Annotated in this window: 21 protein-coding genes; 3 read left to right on the top strand and 18 right to left on the bottom strand. The window is 61.0% G+C overall.

Annotated elements, in window-relative coordinates; genetic code table 11:
* Positions 1-32 precede the first annotated feature (32 nt).
* The 3 genes from ARC39_RS01220 to pgsA are packed head-to-tail and all read right to left on the bottom strand — an operon-like array spanning position 33 to position 1,386.
* Entirely contained in the window at positions 33-473 is a 441-nt protein-coding gene (locus ARC39_RS01220; RefSeq protein WP_068108836.1) for a molybdenum cofactor biosynthesis protein MoaE, read from the bottom strand.
* Positions 474-722, bottom strand: a complete 249-nt coding sequence (moaD, locus tag ARC39_RS01215) for a molybdopterin converting factor subunit 1 (protein ID WP_068108833.1) — start codon at positions 720-722, stop codon at positions 474-476.
* Between the two features lie 4 nt (positions 723-726).
* Positions 727-1,386 carry a CDP-diacylglycerol--glycerol-3-phosphate 3-phosphatidyltransferase gene (gene pgsA / locus ARC39_RS01210; RefSeq protein ID WP_068108830.1) on the bottom strand — a complete coding sequence of 220 codons (660 nt, stop codon included), beginning with the start codon at positions 1,384-1,386 and terminating at the stop codon, positions 727-729.
* Between the two features lie 105 nt (positions 1,387-1,491).
* Here pgsA and ARC39_RS01205 point away from each other — a divergent pair, with 105 nt between their 5' ends.
* Entirely contained in the window at positions 1,492-2,286 is a 795-nt protein-coding gene (locus ARC39_RS01205) for a carbon-nitrogen hydrolase family protein (RefSeq protein ID WP_068108826.1), read from the top strand.
* Positions 2,287-2,542: 256 nt separating this feature from the next.
* Here ARC39_RS01205 and uvrC read toward each other — a convergent pair whose 3' ends face one another.
* From uvrC to ARC39_RS01140, 12 genes are all read right to left on the bottom strand, one after another.
* Entirely contained in the window at positions 2,543-4,438 is a 1,896-nt protein-coding gene (uvrC, locus tag ARC39_RS01200) for an excinuclease ABC subunit UvrC (protein WP_068108823.1), read from the bottom strand.
* Positions 4,439-4,744: 306 nt separating this feature from the next.
* Positions 4,745-5,530 (bottom strand): SDR family oxidoreductase, encoded by a 786-nt coding sequence (locus ARC39_RS01195; RefSeq protein ID WP_068108819.1) that lies wholly within the window; start codon positions 5,528-5,530, stop codon positions 4,745-4,747.
* Positions 5,531-5,553: 23 nt separating this feature from the next.
* A complete protein-coding gene (locus ARC39_RS01190) occupies positions 5,554-6,531 on the bottom strand; it encodes a calcium/sodium antiporter (RefSeq protein ID WP_068108816.1) in 978 nt (325 codons plus the stop codon).
* A gap of 191 nt (positions 6,532-6,722) precedes the next feature.
* Positions 6,723-7,517 carry a S49 family peptidase gene (locus tag ARC39_RS01180; protein WP_068108810.1) on the bottom strand — a complete coding sequence of 265 codons (795 nt, stop codon included), beginning with the start codon at positions 7,515-7,517 and terminating at the stop codon, positions 6,723-6,725.
* Positions 7,518-7,611: 94 nt separating this feature from the next.
* Complete coding sequence (locus ARC39_RS01175; RefSeq protein ID WP_068108806.1) at positions 7,612-8,865, bottom strand: glycerate kinase type-2 family protein; 1,254 nt, start codon at positions 8,863-8,865, stop codon at positions 7,612-7,614.
* A 25-nt stretch (positions 8,866-8,890) separates the two neighbouring features.
* Positions 8,891-9,943 carry an ABC transporter ATP-binding protein gene (locus ARC39_RS01170; RefSeq protein WP_068108803.1) on the bottom strand — a complete coding sequence of 351 codons (1,053 nt, stop codon included), beginning with the start codon at positions 9,941-9,943 and terminating at the stop codon, positions 8,891-8,893.
* Entirely contained in the window at positions 9,943-11,199 is a 1,257-nt protein-coding gene (locus ARC39_RS01165; RefSeq protein ID WP_068108800.1) for an MGH1-like glycoside hydrolase domain-containing protein, read from the bottom strand. Before ARC39_RS01165 ends, ARC39_RS01170 begins: the two co-directional genes overlap by 1 nt.
* A gap of 4 nt (positions 11,200-11,203) precedes the next feature.
* Positions 11,204-12,418, bottom strand: coding sequence for a carbohydrate ABC transporter permease (locus ARC39_RS01160; protein ID WP_068108798.1), 1,215 nt, complete (start codon positions 12,416-12,418; stop codon positions 11,204-11,206).
* 52 nt (positions 12,419-12,470) lie between these two features.
* Entirely contained in the window at positions 12,471-13,718 is a 1,248-nt protein-coding gene (locus ARC39_RS01155; RefSeq protein WP_068108795.1) for a carbohydrate ABC transporter permease, read from the bottom strand.
* Positions 13,719-13,788: 70 nt separating this feature from the next.
* A complete protein-coding gene (locus ARC39_RS01150) occupies positions 13,789-15,135 on the bottom strand; it encodes an ABC transporter substrate-binding protein (RefSeq protein WP_068108792.1) in 1,347 nt (448 codons plus the stop codon).
* Between the two features lie 250 nt (positions 15,136-15,385).
* Positions 15,386-15,757, bottom strand: coding sequence for a potassium channel family protein (locus ARC39_RS01145; protein WP_068108789.1), 372 nt, complete (start codon positions 15,755-15,757; stop codon positions 15,386-15,388).
* 106 nt (positions 15,758-15,863) lie between these two features.
* Positions 15,864-16,241 carry an SHOCT domain-containing protein gene (locus ARC39_RS01140; RefSeq protein WP_068108785.1) on the bottom strand — a complete coding sequence of 126 codons (378 nt, stop codon included), beginning with the start codon at positions 16,239-16,241 and terminating at the stop codon, positions 15,864-15,866.
* 177 nt (positions 16,242-16,418) lie between these two features.
* On the opposite strand from ARC39_RS01140, the gene ARC39_RS01135 reads away from it, so the two are divergent.
* A complete protein-coding gene (locus ARC39_RS01135) occupies positions 16,419-16,817 on the top strand; it encodes a phage holin family protein (protein ID WP_068108783.1) in 399 nt (132 codons plus the stop codon).
* A gap of 89 nt (positions 16,818-16,906) precedes the next feature.
* On the opposite strand, the gene ARC39_RS01130 is transcribed toward ARC39_RS01135, so the two are convergent.
* The 3 genes from ARC39_RS01130 to ARC39_RS01120 all read right to left on the bottom strand — a co-directional run bounded on the left by ARC39_RS01130 (position 16,907) and on the right by ARC39_RS01120 (position 19,681).
* Positions 16,907-17,470: a hypothetical protein gene (locus ARC39_RS01130; RefSeq protein ID WP_068108780.1), complete on the bottom strand. Its 564-nt coding sequence runs from the start codon at positions 17,468-17,470 to the stop codon at positions 16,907-16,909.
* 94 nt (positions 17,471-17,564) lie between these two features.
* The gene (locus ARC39_RS01125) at positions 17,565-18,356 is read right to left on the bottom strand and encodes a tryptophan 2,3-dioxygenase (protein WP_068108777.1); all 792 of its coding nucleotides are present in this window, start codon (positions 18,354-18,356) and stop codon (positions 17,565-17,567) included.
* A gap of 95 nt (positions 18,357-18,451) precedes the next feature.
* Positions 18,452-19,681, bottom strand: coding sequence for an ROK family transcriptional regulator (locus ARC39_RS01120; protein WP_068108774.1), 1,230 nt, complete (start codon positions 19,679-19,681; stop codon positions 18,452-18,454).
* 222 nt (positions 19,682-19,903) lie between these two features.
* Here ARC39_RS01120 and ARC39_RS01115 point away from each other — a divergent pair, with 222 nt between their 5' ends.
* Entirely contained in the window at positions 19,904-20,908 is a 1,005-nt protein-coding gene (locus ARC39_RS01115) for a sugar ABC transporter substrate-binding protein (protein WP_068110025.1), read from the top strand.
* The last annotated feature ends 41 nt before the right edge of the window (positions 20,909-20,949 follow it).

Raw genomic sequence — 20,949 nt, 5'->3', positions numbered from 1 at the left:
CGGACCGAACCGGTCTCGGCACGGGGCGTCGATCACCAGCGATCCAACGCGGATTCGTCGCTGTCTTTGGCCGACACCCAGCTATCGCCGTCGCGATTGCGTTCCTTCTTCCAGAACGGCGCGCGGGATTTAAGGTAGTCCATGAGGAACTCGGCCGCCTCGAATGCGTCCTTGCGGTGCCGCGCCGCGGTCGCAACCATCATGATCTGCTCACCGGGTTTCAATGAGCCATAGCGGTGTATCACGAGCGCTCCGGCAAGTGACCATCGGGAAACGGCCTGCGCGGCTATTTGTTCGAGCGCCTTTTCCGTCATACCCGGATAGTGCTCGATCACCATTTCAGACAGCTCACCGCTGTCGTCGCGAACAATACCAGAGAAACTGACCACGGCCCCGGCGCCGCGCGTACGAGCGGTGAATGCCTCCAGCTCTTTGCCGGAGCGAAACGCCTCTGCCTGAACACGGATTTCCATTCAACCGCCTGTCATTGGCGGGAAAAATGCCACTTCACGGGCCCCCGAGAGAGACGCGTCAAAATCCGCCAATTCCTGATCGATCGCGACCCGCAGAGCGGACAGGTCGGAAAAGGCGAGCGCGTAGCGTTCCTCGCGACCGCGCAATTCCTCTACAAGATCGGCCACGGTAGATGCCGAGGTTTCCAGTCGCTCCTTCGGAAGGCCAATGCGTTCGCGGACCCAGGCGAAATAGAGAACGTCAATCATGGGCCTAGTCCTTCAGATAGGGCCGGGCCTTGTTGAAGTAGTCCCAACCGGTGATGGCCGTTAGAGCGGCTGCAATCCAGAGAAGCACGAAGCCGCCGTTCAGGCAAATCGTCGCGGCGATGGACTTCCATCTCAAGCCGAAAAGGTCTTCCTCCGCGCCCTCGATCACTGCTGCGGCCGTGGCGCTGTCCATCCCCGCCGTAAGCGCCTCTATCCCGCTCACGAGCCCGCCAAAAGCCATCAGAACCGAGATTGCGATCATCTGGATCGTCGTTTTCCACTTGGCGAGTTTTGTCACCTTGAGCGTTCCAGCGGTATCGCCCAGAAATTCACGCAAACCCGATACGAAAACCTCGCGTAGCAGGATTACTGCGGCCGGAATCACGAGTAGCGGCGCAAGCCCCATGAGACCGACAAGCGCGGCCAACGCGACAACGACCATCGCCTTGTCGGCGATCGGGTCAAGCATCGTGCCGAGCTTGGTTTGCTGGTCCCAGGCACGCGCAAGCTTGCCGTCAATCCAGTCGGTGACCGAGGCACCGACAAACAATACCAACGCCGCCCAATCCGCCACCGGCCGCGGCAGGATCACGAAGGACAACAGCACCATTGGCGCCGAAACGAGCCGAAACACGGTGAGGATATTGGGGATCGTCCAGGTCATGCACCGGGTCTACCGCGACACTTTCGGCAGGGAAAGAGCAAGGCGTGGGATAAGTTGACGCCGTACCTATTCTACCCAGACAACAACGCTGAGAAAGCCCGCTCCATGACAGAGACCACTGCCATACTACGTGTCGCCATGGCACAGGCGCCGCCAACGACCGATCTGGACCGTCTGTTCACCGAGGTCGCCAACCGGCGCGCGGATATCCTGCTCTTTCCGGAGATGTTCTCGAACGGTTACGCCCGGTTTGACCCGGAGATCCCGGGCGCGCGCGCGTATTGGCTGGATGGCGCGGTTGATGCAGATAGTGCATATATTTCCGGGTTTCGCCGGGCGGCAAAGCGCTACGGCTTTGCCATTGTGGCGACGTTTCTCGAAGCGGCTCGGCCGAAACCTTTCAACACCGCCTGTCTCATTGACCGCAGGGGCGAGATCGTGCTGTGGCAGCGCAAACGGCACATCTGCTTCTTCGACGCGCCGGAAGAGGCTTGTGCGGCGGGTGAGTCCTCGTCGGTGGTGGTATTGGAGACGGCGGCGGGCCCGGTGCGGGCTGGCCTCATGATCTGCATGGATCGGGAGTTTCCGCACGTGGCGGAGGAACTAATGCGGAATCAGGCCGAACTCGTGCTCGTTCCGAACAGTTGCGCCCTGATGACGGATCCGCACGTGGGGGATGTGCGCGTGGCAGGAATTCGCGCGATGGGGTTTCAGTCCGTCATGGGTATCGCCGTCGCCAACTACCCCGCGCCAAAGGATGACGGCCACTCGCTGGCCGTGGATGCGCTTGGACGGGTACTGAAGATGGGAGACGACGCGCCGGGACTCGTCATGGCCGACTTCGACCTCACGGAGATCAGGGCATTGCAGGCGCAGGAATGGTTTCGACGGCGCCCGTAGCAAACAATGGCCGCCGGGCGAAAACGGGGACTGCGGTCGATTGCGGTATGGACCGCTGTCTCGTCAACGCTGTCCGCGTCTTCGACGCTCACGATGAGAACGCGAATACACCGGTCCCACTACCACGCGGAGCGCCGCCGTCCGGATCGACTACGGACGTCGGGTCGGTGAAAGCGATTCTCTCCAGCACGCCATCTTTGTCGAGATGACATTGTCGACCGCGGCGAGGGGAACTGAACGGACTGCGGGGCGGAAGTTACGCCTGCGCGTTGAAATAGTGATAGATCCGCTCAGCCAACCCTGCACTGATACCCTCCACCGCCTTGAGATCGGCGAGGTTAGCCCGGCTCACGGCCTTGGCGGACCCGAAATGAGCAAGCAGCGCGCGCTTGCGGGTCGCGCCCACGCCCGGAATTTCCTCCAGCGGTGTCGCACCGACCGCCTTCGCGCGTTTCTGCCGATGTGCACCTATGGCAAATCGGTGCGCTTCGTCACGCAGACGCTGGACAAAATAGAGCACGGGGTCATTGTGCCGGAGCGCGAAGGGGCGCCCGCCGGGCCGGTGGAACTCCTCTTTGCCGGCATCCCGGTCAAGTCCTTTGGCAATGCCTACGAATGGAACATCCTCGACACCGAGTTCGGCCATTATCTCGGCCACAGCGCTCACCTGCCCCGCCCCGCCGTCAATCAACAGAAGGTCTGGCCAGGCCTCCGACTGGCGGTCCGGATCCTCCTTCAAAATGCGTTGGAACCGGCGGGTAAGAACTTCTTTCATCATGCCGAAGTCGTCGCCGGGTGTGAGATCCTCGCCGCGGATGTTGAACTTGCGATACTGGCTCTTGGCGAAACCGTCCGGCCCGGCAACGATCATCGCACCCACGGCATTGGTGCCCTGGATATGGGAGTTGTCGTAGACCTCGATCCGGCGTGGTGGCGCACCGAGGTCGAAAGCCTCACCCAACCCGGCGAGCAACCGCGACTGCGCCGCCGATTCCGACATCTTGCGAGCCAGGGACTCACGCGCGTTGCGGATGGCCCCGGCGACGAGTTCCGACTTTTCGCCCCGCTGCGGGACCAAGATTTCGACCTTGCGGCCGGCCTTCTCGGAAAGAACCTCGACCAGCAGATCGCGATCATCGATGTCATGCGAGAGGATCACCTGCCGGGGTGGCTCCTTACCGTCATAGAATTGCGCCAGGAACGATCGCATCACCTCTCCGGGCGATTGCGTGCCTCCTGTCCGGGGGTAGTAGTCGTGGTTGCCCCAGTTCTGGTTGGCCCGGATAAAGAATACCTGCACACAGGCCTGCCCGCTCTCCATGTGGAGCCCGACGACATCCCCCTCCGCCACGCCACGCGGGTTTATTCCCTGGGTCGATTGCACTTGGGTCAACGCACGGATCCGATCCCGCAGGGCCGCCGCGCGCTCGAACTCCATCGCGTCGGAGGCGGCTTGCATCTCGCCGGCCAGGTCGGCCTGAATACTCGTGGAACGACCTTGCAGGAATTGCTCCGCATCATCGACCAGCGCTCCGTATTCCTTTGCGGAGACGTATCCGACGCAGGGCGCACAGCAGCGCTTGATTTGGTAGAGCAGGCAGGGGCGCGTCCGGCTTTCAAACGTAGCGTCGGAACAATTCCTCAGCAGGAACACCTTCTGCAACTGGTTCAGCGTCCGGTTCACCGCGCCGGCGCTGGCGAACGGTCCGTAATAGGCACCCTTCTCCTTTTTGGCGCCCCGGTGCTTCTTGATCTGCGGGAAGTCATGCGCCTTGGAAACGAGGATGTTCGGGAACGACTTGTCGTCTCTCAGCAGCACGTTGTAGCGCGGCTTAAGCTGCTTGATCAGGTTTTGCTCCAGCAGCAGCGCTTCGGCCTCGGTCCTGGTTGTCAGGAACATCATCGAGGCCGTTTCGGAAATCATCCGCTCGATACGCGGGCTATGTCCGGTGCGCCGTGCATAGCTGGCCACCCGCGCCTTCAGATTGCGCGCCTTTCCAACATAGAGGACCCGCGCCTGCCCATCGAGCATGCGGTAGACGCCGGGCGAAGTCTCGAGCGACGGCAGGTAGCCATGAATGCACTGGTAGCCGCGCGGGCGATCTTCGGGCGACGCGTCGCTATCGGATTGTGATCTCTCCGAATCCGTCACCTGCGCCTCTCGTTAACCTTTCGATTCCTTGGATCGCTGCAACTTACGGGCCCCGAGAGCAACTGAAAACATGTCCACGGTTTCTGTGGATAACCCACGGGATAACCACCTGTCGCAAGCAAATTCTTCTTGTTTTTTGGGCGATTGATTGATTTGATTAAATTTTGTGCGTTTTGATAACTAACTGATTTAACGAAAAACTTTTCGCTTTGGCTTCCAATTGCTTGATTTTTCTAAAGGTTTCCTAACGGATTTGTGAAGGCAAACTCGACGGTGCATAAGTGACCCCAAGTCAGTGCTCACACGTCACTCCGGACCGAGCACATCGGGGGTTTTCCAACCCAGATGCTGGCCACCATCGGTGCATAGAAGCTGCCCCGTAACAGCGGGCGCATCGATGAAATACCCTAGCGCCGCAGTAATATCTTCAGGATTGGACCCCCGTTGCAAAACCGTTGCGTTTCGCTGGCGAGCGAAGTGATCTTCGGTCTGCCTATCGCCGATCAGCGTTGGACCGGGTCCTATTGCATTTACACGCACGTCCGGCGCGAGTGCCTGCGCCGCGGTCCGCGTAAAGGCCCACAGACCCATCTTGGCGATCGTGTAGCTCATGAAGGCCGGCGTGAGTTTCCGCACCCGCTGGTCCAACAGATTGATCACCAACGCTTGCGAGAGGGGTTCCCCGCGATGGTCAAGGATCGCCTTGGGTGCCTGCTCCGCGAAATGCTGGGTCAGCACCACGGGCGCACGCAGATTCGACTCCATGTTCCGGTCCCATATCTCACGGGTACCGCTGCGGAGTGTGTCGTACTCGAAAATGGAGGCGTTATTTACCAAAAGGTTGAACGGCCCGCCCAGTTCATCCGCCGCCCTGGGTAAGAGCCGTTGAACTTGTGCCTCATCCGTCAGATCGGCATGCACTGCCACGGCGCGCCGTCCGTAGGAACGGATCTCCGCCACCACCGCGTCCGCCTCCGCTGACGAACGATGGAAGTGCACGGCGACATCATGGCCGCGCTCGGCCAAAAACAGAGACATCGCCCGCCCGAGGCGCCGACCGCTACCGGTAACCAAAGCGCGTTTTTCGGTCATTTCACTCCCCGAAACCGTCTATTTCAGACCACAACCACGACCAGATACACCACATAGACCGCCGTCAGGATACCGCCACAGACGCGCCCCATGTCCCACCGCATAAACACGAATGGAAAGAGCACCAACGCCGAAAGAAGCATGACCCAGATGTCGAAGCGGAGCGTTTGGGGATCAACCGGGATCGGCCCTACGAAGCTCGCGATGCCGATAATGGCAAGCATGTTGAAGAGATTGGAACCGATGACATTGCCCATTGCCACCTCGGTCTGACCCCGAATTGCAGCCATAACGGTCGTTGCCAGTTCCGGCAACGAGGTTCCGATCGCGACGAGTGTCAGTCCAATCACCGTGTCCGGCACCTGTAGTTCTGCCGCGATACGAACCGACGAATCCACAAGGATATCGGCGCCGAGCGGCAGGCCGATCAAACCGAGTCCCAAGTAGATGAGCGTTTTCCACGTGGGCAGGGAAGCATCGGCTCCTTCGACTTCATCCAGGCCATCTTGTGCACAGGCGGCGGCCTCCGCCGCGTGTCGCGTGTTGCGCCGGTGCTGGCGCGCCGTGCGCAACGCGTCACCAAGCAACAAGCCCAGCATCAGGAGCAGAACGGTTCCATCGATCCAGTTGAACAGGTCCGTAAATGCCAAACCGATGAAAACAAGGGTGGCAATTATCATCAGCGTGTAATTCTTGCGGGTCTCGCATCCGGACGTATGCAGCCCGGTCAGCAACGCGGGCACACCGAGCACCAAGAGTACATTCGCAATATTCGACCCGATCACGTTGCCAAGCGCAATCCCTGGCGCCCCTGTCATGATCGCCTGCACCGAGACGAGCAACTCGGGCGCAGAGGTTCCGAACGCGACGATGGTTAGCGAGACAAGCAGGGCTGGAACCCCAAGGCGCAGAGCGAGGTTCACCGCCCCCTTCACCAACGCATCCCCCGCCAAAAGCAGGATCACCAACCCCAGACTGGCCAGGGCGATATCCTCTAGCATTCATTCATCCTTCTGACAGGGGCACGGACCTTTGCCGACGATATAAGCGCCGCATGCCTTGCACTTGCGTGGTTTGGCCGGCTTCGCATCCGAGCGGCCGATACGCCGGGCGCCGCCGGGCCAACGCAGCCGCCCGAACATGCCCAACACGGCAATCCCGATGAGAAAGAAGGTGACGACCTTGACCAACACTAGAGCCCGTACCGCGCCCAGAGTGCGCGCTCCTCAAGCCCGAGCGCGACTGACTCAGCCGCCGCCAATCCAAACCGGCGAAGCAAGCCCCGGCGCGGACCATGAACCGCAAACCGTGTATTGTCGCCGTAGCGCTCCTTCATCACCGCCGCGAGGTGCCCCACCCCATCGGCGAGCCCAATATCGACCGCCTTCTGTCCCACCCAGACATTTCCGGTGAAGAGAGGCGTCTCGCCGTCGAGGCGATCACCGCGACGGGACTTCACATGTTCAATGAAGCTCTGATGGATCTGTTCCTGCAGCGCCGTCAGACGTGCTACGTCTTCCGGCTTTTCCGGTTGGAATGGATCGAGGAAGCTCTTCGACTCCCCGGCCGTATGGACGCGGCGCTCGACCCCGAAACGCGCAATGAAGTCCTGCAAGCCGAAGGAGGCGGAAATCACCCCGATAGATCCCACGATAGAGGTTTCGTCCAAGATGATGTCGTCCGCTGCGCAGGCAAGCCAATAGCCGCCGGATGCGGCCACATCCTCGACAAACGCCGTAACCGGGAGATCCTTCTCCTTTGCCAGCCGCCGGATTCGCCCGGCGATCAGCGAGGATTGCGCCGCCGACCCGCCCGGCGAATTGATGACCAGCGCAACCGCCTTCGGTTTGCCGCGCCGGAATGCGCGCTCGATCATGCCAGCACAGCCGGCATCGTTCAATCCGCGGCGACCCGCAGCAATCATGCCGCCCAGACGGATCACCGAGACCAGGGGGGCACGGTTGAAAAAGGGAAAAGAGCGCTTCATGCGGCCCCATGTAGGGAGCGATACCGGGGCAGGCAAGGCAACCGCGCCAGCAGCTTCACAGTGTTGCCGACTTGTCGGTTTCTCTCAGAGGTACTCACGCTTGCGGCAATACGAGGATGGCACGGAAATCATTCACATTGGTCAGAGTCGGTCCGGTGACGACCTGACCGGAGACCGCCTCGAAAAAAGTGTGCGCATCGTTGCCTGAAAGCGCAGCGACAGGATCCACGCCGGCCTCGGCAGCCAGCCGGAGGGTCTCCGGGCCGATCATGGCCCCGGCAACCTCGGCCGCACCGTCAACCCCGTCCGTATCGCAGGCCAGCGCGTGAATGTTCGGCGCGCCGTCGAGTGCGATCGCCAGTGCAAGAGCATATTCCGCGTTCGGCCCGCCAATACCGCTGCCGCGTCGGGTAACTGTCAACTCGCCGCCCGATAGCAGAAGTACTGGGCGTTGAGAACGAACCGCGAGTGCCGCCTCTGCGTGCTTTTGCGCCACATCTCGCGCTTCACCTTCGACGGCATCCCCGAGTGCTACGACCTCGCAGCCCTCCGCTTCAGCCATCTCACGTGCCGCTGCGAGCGACAGTGACGGGGCGGCGACCACGCGGTTTTCCACGCGGGAGAGCCTTGTGTCGCCGGGAGGGATCACACCTGTCGGGGCCGCCAGAACATCGTGAACCGATTGCGGCACCTCCACCTTCCACCTGTCGATGATCTCGCGCACCTCGTCGGGAGTGCTGGCGTCGCCGACAGTCGGCCCTGATCCGATGAAAGCCGGATCGTCACCGGGAACATCGGAAATCATCAAAGCCAGCATGCGCGCAGGATGCGCAGCCGCCGCGAGCTGGCCGCCCTTCACACGGCTGAGGTGCTTTCGGACGATGTTCATCTTGCCGATTGGCGCGCCGGAGGCCAGCAGCGCGGCGTTCACCGCTTGTTTCTCAGCCAATGTGATCTCTCCGGCCGGCTGAACCAGCAGTGCCGAGGCACCGCCTGAGATCAGCGCGAGCACAAGATCTCCCGGCCCAAGGTCCTCCAGCAACGCCAGCATCCGCGCGGTGGCGACCAGACCGGCCTCGTCTGGTACCGGGTGCGCCGCTTCGACGATCTCGATACCATCGCAAGGCCGGGCGTAGCCGTAGCGGGTAATCACGAGCCCCTCGCAAGGACCCCAGTTGCGTTCCACGGCCTCGGCCATGCGGGCTGAGGCCTTTCCTGCGCCGACGATGACGACTCGCCCAGCGGGCTTGTCAGGCAGTTCTGCGCGAAGAACAGCCATCGGGTCGGCCACTTCCACCGCACGATCGAACAACGCGCGCAAGAGGCTTTCGGGGGAAGAACAGTGCATTCGCCTTGCCTTTTCGTCTGGTCGGTCAGCCTGATACCGCGAGCCCGTCCGCGGAAAAGAAGAGCTGCCACTTCGGATCGAAGATCAGGCTAACCTGATCACCCGGCCGGTGCCCGTCTTCGGACGAAACCCGTACCGTGACCTGCCCGAGCGCACCTGCATCCACGATCAGGTATGTATCTGCTCCCAGATACTCGACGACGTCTACCACGCCGTCGCAGGCGCCCGCACCGGATGCGCCCACAGTGATGTGCTCGGGGCGAACGCCTATATGCGCGGCAGGGGTGCCAAACCCGTACTCACCACCACGACCGCCTTCGAGGTAGTAGGTGCCCGCCTCGGTTCTGCAGGGCAGGACATTCATCTTCGGCGAACCGATGAATTGCGCCACAAAGAGATTGCCCGGACGCTCGTAGAGTTCCTTTGGCGTGCCTATCTGCGCGATCCTGCCGGCCTCCAGCACGACGATACGGTCGGCGAGCGTCATCGCCTCCACCTGGTCATGGGTGACGTAGATCATCGTCGTGCCAAGCGCTTGGTGCAGCTTGGCGATCTCGTAACGCATCTCTACCCGCAGCGCTGCGTCAAGGTTCGACAACGGCTCATCGAAGAGGAAGGCGGTGGGATCACGCACGATCGACCGGCCAATGGCCACGCGCTGCCGCTGACCACCCGAGAGATCCTTGGGCCGGCGTTCCAGATAGGGCTCGAGCTTCAGCACCCGCGCGGCCTCCGCGACCTTGGTTTCGATCTCCGCCTTCGGAGCGCCAGAGGTCTTGAGCGAGAACCCCATGTTGTCGGCCACCGACATATGCGGGTAGAGCGCATAAGATTGAAAAACCATCGTCAACCCGCGCTTGGCCGGCGGCTCTGCGGTGACATCCGCCTCGTCGATCAGGATACGTCCGCGCGAGGTTTCCTCCAGACCGCCAATCATCCGCAACAACGTTGATTTCCCGCAGCCTGAGGGGCCGACGAAGATCACGAACTCGCCGTCCGGGATCTGCAAGTCCACGCCCTTGATTACCTGTGTCTCACCGAACCATTTCTCGACGGCGTCCAGCGTGATCGCTCCCATCAGAAGATCCTCTCATTCGCCGCAGGCGATGCCCAGGCCAGCCAAACGGCGGCCGTCCATGAAAAATGTCCGCCCCCGGCCGGTGTTCCGTCCAAAGGACTGAAATACTCGAAAAAGCCGCTGGCCTCTATAAGCCGGCGCGAATCCTTGCGGACGCGTCGCGCCAGTTCGTCATGCCCGGTTTCCGCCAGTCCCAGCCCGATCAGCGTATTGACGATCCCCCAGACCGGTCCGCGCCAGTAGCGTAGCGCATCGAACTCTGGATGGTCGGGATCGAGCGAAGGCACGAGATAGGTCAGGGCCGCGGCCTGCCGCTCCAAATGGCCCAACATACGCGCATCATCGATACCTGCGTACCAGCAGAGAAAGCTCGCGTTGGTCAGCGCGCCGGCGAAGGCGCCGGTCCGAAGGTCGATGGAATCGAAGTACTCGCCATCGGGGTTCCAATGGTTGCGCGCGCCCGCTTCCAGCGTGGCGATCCAACCGGCGATTTCTTCGGCCGGCTCACCCAAATCGCGCGCCATCGCTAACAGGTCCCGACAAGCGCGCAAGAGGATGAAGGTCATGCCAACGTCGGCCACACGAAACGGACCCGCTTCGCGAATGACGGCCTCGTCCCACCCACATTCGCGGCCGAAATAGACCATGGCGAGATACTTGTCGTACTCCGCCTTCTTCGGCCGCTGGTCGGCCGCCACCTCCTGCAGGTCGCGGCGCTTGTACTCACCGACGCCGGAGGTATCGACGGTGCCCATCGCCGCATCCCAGTCTACCGCATTGTCTCGCCCCGTTTCCCAGGGGTGCGTAACGGCAACCATGCCGCGCTCCACCCGCTCGGTCATGAACCAGCGGTGCCAGCCGAGGAGTATGCCGAATACCGACGCCATGTGTGTCCGGCCGTAGTCCGGATCGGCCTTGTACACGGCCCGCGCAAGCGTTGCCGCCACCGGTGGCTGGGTGATGCCGGAAGTCGGTGGCGTCCTGCCTGTGCCCCAGACCTCCGGCCCGGGGAAATAGCCGGGTGCGGTATCGTGGAAGACCATATGCGGCATCATCCCGTTTTCCCATTGGTTGGCCAGTAGCGTTTCGATTTCCACCCAGGCACGCGGCACGTCGAAGGTCGAAAACCCCCAGGCGGCGAAGCAGGAATCCCAGTTCCACTGAAAGGGATAGAGGTTGTCGGTGGGCACGGTGTAGGTACCGCGATCGTTGTCGCGCAGGACCTCTCGGGCCGCCTGATCCGCATCATTCCCCACGTCGCTAGCCCTTCACCGATCCGGCAGTCAGACCGCGCGTCATGAATTTCTCCAGACCGAGGAACAGCACCATGATCGGTACAGTGGCGATCACCGCCCCCGCCATCAGGTGCTGGCGCGGCACCTCTGACGAATTCAGCATCGCGACGCCGCGCGTGAGCGTGAATTTCGACGGGTCGTCCAGCAACATGAAGGCCAGCAGGAATTCGTTCCAGGCGATCATGAACACATAGAGCGATACCGATGCCAGCGCTGGCAGGCTGAGCGGCAAGGTTATCTTCCAAATGACCTGCAGCCGCGAAAGGCCATCCATCAACCCGGCATCCTCCACTTCCGACGGCAACCCGCGAAAATAGCCCTGAAGCATGTAGAGAGACACCGGAATCGTTGTCACGGGATAGATCAGCACCAGCCCGAAGATCGAGTTCCGCAGCCCGGTGACCGAGAAGACAATGTAGATCGGCAGCGCCACGACGATCATCGGCACCATGTAGATCAGCAGGATCGAGCGTGAGAAGGCCGCCCGGCCGGTAAAACGCAGCCGCGCCACCGCATAGGCACCGGGCACCGAGAACAGCAGCGTGATCAGCACCGTCAGCACCGAGACGTAGAAGGACGTCCAGAGGTAGGATCCAAAATGGAAATCCTCGAACAATTCACGGTAGCTGCGGAAGAGATCCCAGCCTTTCGAGAGATCAACAGAGAAATCGAGCGGATTCGCCAGTAGCGCCTGTTGCGATTTCAGTGAGGTCATAACCATGACGTAGAAGGGAATGACCACGATGGCGGTGAAGAAAATATAGCCGAAACCCGTCAGGAAGCGGAGCAGGACCTCCTCGAACTCGTGCCGGGTCATCTCGCCCGTGGGCTGCCGCGCCAGGATGACGGAGAGCGGCCAGCCGGCACCGATGCCAGTGACCAGCGATGCCAGCGCAACCTGCACGGTATCGACACCGTCGCCGACCTGCACCGCGCCAATGCCGGCTGCCGTCATCATGAAGGCGGCGATTGCGCCCGTGACGATCAGCAGCCACGCATTGCGAATCGTCAGTGCGGCGCCGCCAAGTGTGACCCCCAGAAGGATAGAACCGGCGAGACCCGGCCTGAAGGCATTCCCCGTTGCAAACGACATCGCGACGGCAACGGCGGTTGCGACGATGAGCAGCCAAAGCGCGCCTACGACTGGACCGACGATCGCTCCCTTCCGCAATGTCTTCATGCCTGAGCTCCCGCATGTCGCAAGCGTTCGCCGCGGAGGTGATCACGTCGGTTCACAACCCTTCCTCCCGGCTGATGAATCTGAAGAAAAAGAACGAGAACACGAGAAGAATTGCGAAAATCAACACGGCGACAGCCGCACCAGCGCCGATGTTGGAGATGGCGAACGCCTGTTCGTAGACGTTGACCGTCAGCGTGCGCGTCCCGGCGCTACCACCTGTAAGCAGGAAAATGTCGTCGAACTTGTTGAAGGTCCAGATGAAGCGGAGCAGGAACAGGACGGAGAGAATACCGAGTAGCATCGGCAGGCTGAGGTACCAGAATTTCTGGAACGGCGAGGCGCCGTCCATGTCTGCCGCCTCATACATATCGTGGTCGATCGATTGCAGGCGTGCCAGAATGAAGAGGAACGACAGCGGGAAATAGCGCCAGACTTCGAACAGGATCACCATGATAAGCGCCAGCGGCTTCTGTCCGAAGAAGTTGATACCCGCTCCGGTGAGCCCCATGCGGATCAACAATTCGTTGGCCGATCCGGATGTCGGGTCAAACAACGTCACCCAGGTAAAGGCCACGGCGATAACCGGCGCGACGTAGGGAAAGAGGTAGAGCCCCCGAAGAACCCCCTGCCCGCGAAACTCCCGGTTGAGCAGCAGTGCGGCGAAGAGCCCGACGACTAGCGCGCCGATAGTCCCGAAGATCGTGTAGGCGAGGGTCACGCCAAGAACGGACCAGAACTCTGCGCCGTCGAAGATGCGGCGGAAATTATCGAGGGTGAACTCGGCGTTGGTCAGTACATTGTCAGCCGTCCCGGTCACGACGGGGAGGCTCTCCTCCGGATCGCCGCCCCAGTCGAAGAATGCTTGCCCGACCTCAACCTCGATGCGGAACCGTGAGTTGAACTTCGGATCGATGTCTCCGAAATCGCAGAAGAAATCCTGTCCGCTCAATGAGCACCCTTCCGGCATCTCGCCGACGAGGGATATGCCCGGCGGCCAATGGTCCGACAGGGTGACACCGGATATCACCTCGTCCTGGCTGGAATTGCGAAGCCTGTACTCGACTTCGGCCACATCCCCCGCCGCAGCGGGACGACCGCGCAGGCTCTCTCGCACCACTGGTACAGGTGGGCGCAGGTCCGCGAGGCCGATGGGCTTGAAGGAGATCCAGAAGATCGACAGCAACGGAAGAATGATCACCATTGCCACGCTGAAGATCGTGGGCAGAAGCAAACCCCAGGCGAGGCGTGCCTCACGTCGGGCGAGTGGCCCCGTGCCCTTGGGTGGGACAGCGGACGTCATCGTACATTCCGGACCTTACCGGCGGTGAGCACCGCCGGTACATGAAGTGCATTCGCCAGATCGCAACTGGTCACTGGATCTTGCCCAGTTCCTCATTCATCGCGGCAATCGTCTCGGCCGCATCCCGCTCCCCGTCGATGTACTCGCGGACGTAGCGGTTGATCGCCTGGCTGTTGATGATCTTGGAGGCGAGTCCGAGTTGCCCTTCCTTTACGCCCCAACGCTGTGCCACGTCGAGCCCACCGACGATCTCGTCGATCATCTCCGGCGCGTAAAGTTCGGACAGCGGCGCCTTGCGATCCACGCCGACCGGAAGCTGTGCCCACGCGTTCGAGAACTCGCTGGGGTCCGCGGCCGTGCCCTTGCGGACCGGGAACTTCCCTTCGGGCGCGATCGAAAGTGTCTGGGCATACCCCTCGTCCATCGCGAATTTCACGAATTCCACGGCGCTTTCGGTATCCGCATCCGCGGTGATCCCGAAGAGGTTGGTGCTGGACCAGGCCGCACCGTCCGAATTCGACGGGCCGGAGAAGTTCGTCACGATACCGGTCAACGATGCCAGTTCCGTGCTGGTCGGATCGTCATTTATCGTCGGTGGGTTGCTGTCACGAAGGCCTGCGAGTTCGTCCAGGATGAACGGCGACCAGATGATCATTGCAGCCTTGCCGTCGAAATAAATCTCGCGCGACTGCTTCCAGAAGAGTTCCCCCGCCGGCGACGCTTCCACAATCGCCTTGTAGAAATCCAGTACTTCGGTGGTCTTCGCCTCGTCGAGCGGCGCAAAGCCGTTCGCGTCAACTGGCGAGACTCCGTTGGCAAGGAACACATGCTCGAGAACCTGGCTCATGAAATTGTCATCTGCCTTCGTGGCAGCGACGAAACCATACATCTCGGGCGGGTTGTGCAGCGCCTCCACGGCGGCGAGCACGGCGTCGTAAGTCGTCGGGGCTTCGAGACCAGCGCCGTCGAACAGGTCCTTTCGGTAGACGATCATCTGTGTCCAGCCATCGGAAGGCACGCTGGCCCAACCGTCTTCGGTACGCGCCATCTCCAGCGTTCCCGCAGCGAAGGTCGCCGAGTCCAGCGCCTCTATCACTTCGGTCGCGGCCTCCGCGTCGAGAATTCCGGCCTCCACCCACGGCAAGGCGTATGACAGCGGATGATAGATTACGTCCGGCAAGTCGCCCGCCGCAAAGGCGGCGGTCGCACGGGTGGCCAGCTCGTTCTCCTCAACCGGGATCACCTCCACGTCGATGCCGGTCGCGTCCGTGAACTGGGCTGCCATCTCCTGTTGGCGCTCGAGACGCGCTGGCTGAATCTCCGTGGTCCAGAAACGGACCGTATCGGCCTCAGCAGCAAGGGCAGACAGCGCGAACGCGCAGGCTGTCCCACCGAAAAGAGCTGATTTACTGATCATGTATTCCTCCCTGACAATCTTAAGCGACTTCGACCGGCGGATAACCTCCTGGGATTTCCAGGAAAGAACTCCCAGCCGGCAGCATCGGCAAAGGGAACCGATGTATCCCCGCGACAGGACTGACGCGGGGCAATTCGGCCCATTCAATAGGTTATCTGCGCCAACAAAAGGCTTCCAAAGCGATTTCGGCAATAGAAAAACGCCCGTTGCTCAAGATTTGGGCAATACGACCGGGCAACCGCAAGCTCGGTCAACCCTGCGTATCATCGTCGGTGTCCGGCAAGCCAAGGTCCCGCTGCGCCCTGCGGATAAGATGGTTCGCAAGAGCGCTCGCCAAGGCGACGAAAAGCCCGATCCCGACGACGATGTATCCAACGGTGAACAGTCTGCCTGCCGACGTCTGGGGAGCCAGATCGCCATACCCGACAGTGGCGATTGTGACGGTTGCGAAATAAATCGAGTCGACAACGCCCCAACCTTCAAGAAAGGAATACACCACCGCACCGGCAAAAACGACGGTGGCGGTAAGCGCAAGCAGAAGCCTGACGCCTGGATCGGAAACAGCATCCAAGAAGCCGTGGATAAACGTATGCCGGCGCTTCTTCTGGCTATCTCTGGGCATCCGGTTCCTCCCCCCAACAACGCCTCACGCTCGGTACCGAAGAGACGTCAAGCCAAGGGAGACCGGCGCAGGATAACCCACAGTGAAGGCAATCGACAGCGGCGGATTATCCCAGGATCTTGGCCTTCTGCGCGGCGAATTCCTCTTCGCTGATCACACCCTTCTCTTTCAGATCTGCCAGCTTGGCCAGTTCATCAGCGGCCGACGGCGCGCCCGCGGCCTCGCGGATATAGGCTTTCTGGGCCTCCTGCAGATCCGCCGCCGCCTGTCGCCGCCGCTCTTGCATGCTGTCTCCACGCAGAACGAGATACAGCAGAACGCCGAGCCACGGCACGACGATGACGCCCAGCAACCAGAGACCTTTGTTGAGGCCGCTGAGGTCCTCCGACGAGAAGATGTCGGCGACGACCGAGATCAATGTCCAGAACCAGGCAACAAGCAGAAAGATCAGAAAGATCGACCAGAAGATGTGTAGAATTGGCATGGTCCACTCCAATAGCGACGCGGGGAAACGAACTCTGCCCCAACCTTAGCGAAGAGATGGAACGAACGGCAGAAAAATCGCTATCAACGCGATTGGTTGCACAACGCACATCCGTTTCGGCGGCCACGTTTCGCAGCTAGTATCAACGCGACTCGGTCATACAATGGGAGCCGCCAAATGGTCCGTACGCTGATATCCGCCTTGCTCTACGTCCTTGCCAATGGCGTCGGGCTCCTGATCGCCGCCGCGTTGGTTGAAGGGTTTTCCCTGGATTTCGTTGGATTTGTCGTTGCAACGCTGCTGCTATCGGTGGTCGAAGCCGTCGCAGGCCCTCTGCTGACCAAAATGTCGACGAAGAACGTGCCCGCGATGCAAGGTGGTGTGGCATTGGTAACGACCTTTGTCGGGCTCGGCATCACCAACGTTCTGGTCGGCGGAATGACGATCTCGGGCATCACGGCCTGGCTCGCGGCGACACTTCTCGTCTGGCTCGGCGCGCTGATCGCCAACATCGTCCTGCCCATGGTGATGTTCAAGAAAACAATGCACGCCGGTACCGGCTCACCCAAGAGCTAGGGTCGGACTGGCTTAGATCCGCAAACCGATACGAATTGGGGCGGCTCCGCGACCGCCCCAAACAGGGATAGGGTTGATTGTCGGAGCGTCTATTCCGACGCAGTCACCGCCACGGCGATTGCACGGTCTATGATGACAGCGATCCTGTCGCCCGGCACGCGTGCTGCGGCAAAGGCCTGCATCTCAGGTTGGACCTGCACGCGTTCCAATGTGCCATCGTCCAGCTTGACCGTCGCGATTTCGGTTGCCGCGTCGTAGGACACGAACTCGACAACTCCACTCAGGGTGCCAACCATCCCGGCTGCCGGTTTTTCGCCAGGAGCTGCCACGCCGCCGATCGCCTCGCCGATGGCTCCGCCTGGATCGTCCGGGTCAGCCATCCCCACGGCGACGGATTCGTAGTAGTCCAATGTGATCACGTCGCCCACTTCGATCTGACCGAAATTCTGGACCTGTGGACCGGCACGGAAGGTCACCGCGGTCCGGCCGTCCCGCACCTTGAAGAGCCGGCTTTCCTGATCGATGGCTTCGACGGTTCCGCTCAGGGAAATGGTCTCCGTCCGCTCGGCAAAGGACGTGTCTTTACCCGGCAACCAAGAGCACCCTGCCGCGCCAAGAAGTGCAAGCGACGCCAGAACGATTTTGAAATTCATTGTTATGTTCCACCCATTTGTCGCGGCGCCGGCATGGCACCGTCACGCGCAGGCTAGGCTACGTGACCAACCATTTAAAGGGGCCAGTCACACATCACATCGCAGTACGCGCCTGCCAGAGTTCCGGAAAAAGCTCCACGTCCAGCAATCGGCGAAGATATGAGACCCCGGTCGTCCCCCCGGTACCCGATTTGGCGCCAATGACGCGCTCGACGGTCGTAACGTGGTTGAAGCGCCAACAACGCAGTGCGTCTTCCAGGGCGACGAACGCTTCGGCGAGATCAAAGAGGTCGGGCTGGCCGTCCGGATCCGAGTAGACGGCTTGCCACGCCCGCAAGACCGCCGGTTCCGAGCGGTATGGTTGCGCTTGCGGGATCAGTGCCGTGTGTAGCCCCGCGCCTGATCGTGCGTCCAAAAGCGAAAGCGCCGCCTGGTAGACGGAAGGCCGTCCGAGTTCGTCGCGCAACGCCTGCAGCGCATCTGCGTTTGAGGCATGCGCCTCCAACTGCGACACGGCGCGATTTCCAAGCATGAATTCGATCATCCGATATTGGTGGGACTGGAACCCAGATGCGGAACCGAGCGCATTGCGAAAGGAGGTGAAGTCCACCGGAGTCAACGTGCGCAGCACGTCCCAACTCTTCACGAGGAGTTCTAACACGACCGTGGTACGGTCGAGCGCCTTCAGCGCGGGGCGCAGATGCCCCAGCAAGAGCTGTTTGCGCGCCACACCGAGCTCCTCGATGATGAGCTTCAACCACAGTTCGCTGGTCTGGTGCTGGATGATGAAGAGCATCTCGTCGTGTCGACCGGAGATCGGGCGTTGCGCCGACAGAAGCCGGTCCAGCATCAGATGGCTGCCGTAGCTGAGATCATCGTTTTGCAACTTGGGGCCTCATCGTCGCTGCGACCGGGCGTACGTGCCCGGTCAGGCAGGACTAGCGGCCAGGGGGCTTCGGATCAATGCCGGCTCGCGCTCGATCAACCAGCCAGCAGCATCGCATTGAAATCCACTAGGTAGCGTTCCGACAGCGGCAAGCTGGCAGCACCGAGGGACCGCGCATCCTGACCGATTGTACCCTCGCGGATCTCTGGCCGGTCGATACCGTTGATATCGAGAGATTGAATCGCGTGTTCTGTTCCGTCTGTGAGACGCTTGCGTACAGGTGCCGGCAGCCAACCGTCGATCATGACCGCTTCGAAATCGACGACGGAGGCCGCTGCTGAGATTGCATAGGCGAGTGCATTGCAGGAATCACTTATCCAGCGGTTCAGAATGTCGCTCGGGACGTCCCATCCCTGGGGCGGATCCCAAAGCGTATGTGTTGGCTTCCCGGCCGCGCGTATCCGCTGTTCCAGGACTGCCAGCGACGCCACGTCCACGAGTTGTACGCGTTCCCCATCCGGCGCAGGGACCGGAATCGACCCGAGCGCGGCGGCATTTCCCGTCCGACCGGTGTAGAGGCTTCCATTGAGAACGAGGCCCCCGCCGATGAAGTAACCGATAAAAAAGTGCAGGAATTCCCGCGGACGTTCTCCGCTGCCAAAAACCAGCTCCGCACCGCAAGCCGCGGAGGCGTCGTTCCGCAAATAGACCGGGAAATCCACCAATGCCGCCAGCTCCGCCTGGATATCGCGGCTGCGCCATGCATCCATATCGGATGCGGGGGCACCTATCGACACAGCCCAGTCCCATAGCCTGAACGGAATAGCGATACCCAATCCGGCAATTCGCCCCGATTGGTCTGCGGGCAACTGTCCGCGCAGTTCCTCCATGGCACCCAGAGCGAATCGAATAATGGCATCGGGCGTCGGATAAGGGTGCGTCAGATGAACCCGCCCTAGAACGGCACCGACGAAATTCACCATGATCAGGTCGACCGAGCGTCGGCCCACCTTGAGGCCGAAGAAATACGCGCCGTCCGGGGCGAGGTGCATCGGCACGGAAGGCTGTCCAACCCGCCCACGGATTGGTTCACCGCGTTCCAGCAACCCGTCCTCCTCCAAACCACGCATGATGACGGATATTGTCTGCGCCGATAGGCCGGACGCGCGCGCGATTTCAACTTTTGCCATTGGCCCATGCAGGCGAAGCAACGAAAGCACGAGGCGCTCGTTATGCGCACGGAGTCCGCTCTGGTTCGACCCACGAACGGAACTCTTGAGATCCCTGGCAGCGCTGTGCCCTGCCGTCGGTGTCGCCACGATCATTCCTCCCATTGATCAAAAGAATGCGTAGGAGTGCAGCAGCTGTCAATAATAAATAAGGGTGATTTATTTATCTTGACATCCCGTTGTGATTCCCTGTTTCTTAGGGGCGGACGGGGGCAGGTGCGGCGTCGCCATCCCCGCCGAAACCGGGCCTTGGGAGGGCCCGTGTGAATGAAATGGGAGGAAAAATCCGTGAAATCTCGTAAGACTCTCGCCCGGACTCTGCTTGGTGCATCGGCTCTCGGGCTATTGGGTGTGGCTGGCGCAGCCCAGGCCCAAGACCTGTCGGCCTGTCTGATCACCAAGACGGACACCAACCCGTTCTTTGTGAAAATGAAGGAAGGCGCGACTGCAAAGGCCGAAGAACTCGGAATTACGCTTAAATCATATGCCGGTAAGGTCGACGGCGACCATGAATCACAGGTCGCAGCGATTGAAACCTGCATCGCCGACGGCGCCAAGGGAATCCTGATAACGGCATCCGATACTTCGTCCATCGTTTCGTCGGTGCAGCAAGCGCGCGACGCCGGGCTGGTGGTAATCGCACTCGACACGCCGTTGGATCCGATCGACGCCGCCGACGCGACCTTTGCCACCGACAACTTCCTTGCCGGGGAACTCATTGGTCAATGGGCTGCCGCAGCACTGGGTGACGCCGCCGCCGATGCCAAGATTGCAATGCTTGACCTCGCCGTCAGCCAGCCGACCGTGGGCGTGTTGCGCGATCAGGGCTTTCTGACCGGATTTGGGATCGACGTCAAAGACCCCGGCAAATGGGGCGACGAGGACGACCCACGCATCGTCGGCAATGACGTGACCGCCGGCAACGAGGAAGGCGGCCGCAAGGCAATGGAGAGCCTTCTCGCCAAAGACCCGATGATCAATGTTGTCTACACGATCAACGAACCCGCCGCTGCGGGCGCCTATGAAGCGCTGAAAGCGATCGGACGTGAGAACGATGTACTGATCGTTTCCGTGGATGGCGGCTGCCCCGGCGTACAGAACGTCGCTGACGGTGTCATCGGTGCAACCTCGCAGCAATACCCGCTCGACATGGCCTCGTTGGGGATCGAGGCGATCAAGAAATGGGCCGATGAAGGCGTGAAGCCCGAACCAACTGAAGGCAAGGACTTCTTCGACACCGGTGTGAAACTCATCACCGACGCGCCGGTCGATGGTGTCGAATCCATCGACTCCAAAATGGGTATGGATCTCTGCTGGGGCTGACGCCCGAAAACTCCATCAAGCAAACGCCTAACGGGGGGCGG

Source organism: Tropicimonas marinistellae (genome assembly GCF_001509585.1).
GTDB lineage: Bacteria > Pseudomonadota > Alphaproteobacteria > Rhodobacterales > Rhodobacteraceae > Tropicimonas > Tropicimonas marinistellae.
Note: the sequence above shows the minus strand (reverse complement) of the source record. Positions and strands in the feature narration are given on the sequence as shown.

Bases quoted from the DNA above. Each gene is read 5' to 3' on its own strand.
- ARC39_RS01205 (WP_068108826.1), top strand. From the start codon at position 1,492: ATGACAGAGACCACTGCCATACTACGTGTCGCCATGGCACAGGCGCCG.
- ARC39_RS01155 (WP_068108795.1), bottom strand. From the start codon at position 13,718: ATGACGTCCGCTGTCCCACCCAAGGGCACGGGGCCACTCGCCCGACGT.
- ARC39_RS01170 (WP_068108803.1), bottom strand. From the start codon at position 9,943: ATGGGAGCGATCACGCTGGACGCCGTCGAGAAATGGTTCGGTGAGACA.
- ARC39_RS01175 (WP_068108806.1), bottom strand. From the start codon at position 8,865: ATGCACTGTTCTTCCCCCGAAAGCCTCTTGCGCGCGTTGTTCGATCGT.
- ARC39_RS01140 (WP_068108785.1), bottom strand. From the start codon at position 16,241: ATGCCAATTCTACACATCTTCTGGTCGATCTTTCTGATCTTTCTGCTT.
- ARC39_RS01190 (WP_068108816.1), bottom strand. From the start codon at position 6,531: ATGCTAGAGGATATCGCCCTGGCCAGTCTGGGGTTGGTGATCCTGCTT.
- ARC39_RS01130 (WP_068108780.1), bottom strand. From the start codon at position 17,470: ATGAATTTCAAAATCGTTCTGGCGTCGCTTGCACTTCTTGGCGCGGCA.
- pgsA (WP_068108830.1), bottom strand. From the start codon at position 1,386: ATGACCTGGACGATCCCCAATATCCTCACCGTGTTTCGGCTCGTTTCG.
- ARC39_RS01160 (WP_068108798.1), bottom strand. From the start codon at position 12,418: ATGAAGACATTGCGGAAGGGAGCGATCGTCGGTCCAGTCGTAGGCGCG.
- ARC39_RS01135 (WP_068108783.1), top strand. From the start codon at position 16,419: ATGGTCCGTACGCTGATATCCGCCTTGCTCTACGTCCTTGCCAATGGC.
- ARC39_RS01195 (WP_068108819.1), bottom strand. From the start codon at position 5,530: ATGACCGAAAAACGCGCTTTGGTTACCGGTAGCGGTCGGCGCCTCGGG.
- ARC39_RS01220 (WP_068108836.1), bottom strand. From the start codon at position 473: ATGGAAATCCGTGTTCAGGCAGAGGCGTTTCGCTCCGGCAAAGAGCTG.
- ARC39_RS01180 (WP_068108810.1), bottom strand. From the start codon at position 7,517: ATGAAGCGCTCTTTTCCCTTTTTCAACCGTGCCCCCCTGGTCTCGGTG.
- moaD (WP_068108833.1), bottom strand. From the start codon at position 722: ATGATTGACGTTCTCTATTTCGCCTGGGTCCGCGAACGCATTGGCCTT.
- ARC39_RS01150 (WP_068108792.1), bottom strand. From the start codon at position 15,135: ATGATCAGTAAATCAGCTCTTTTCGGTGGGACAGCCTGCGCGTTCGCG.
- ARC39_RS01120 (WP_068108774.1), bottom strand. From the start codon at position 19,681: ATGATCGTGGCGACACCGACGGCAGGGCACAGCGCTGCCAGGGATCTC.
- ARC39_RS01145 (WP_068108789.1), bottom strand. From the start codon at position 15,757: ATGCCCAGAGATAGCCAGAAGAAGCGCCGGCATACGTTTATCCACGGC.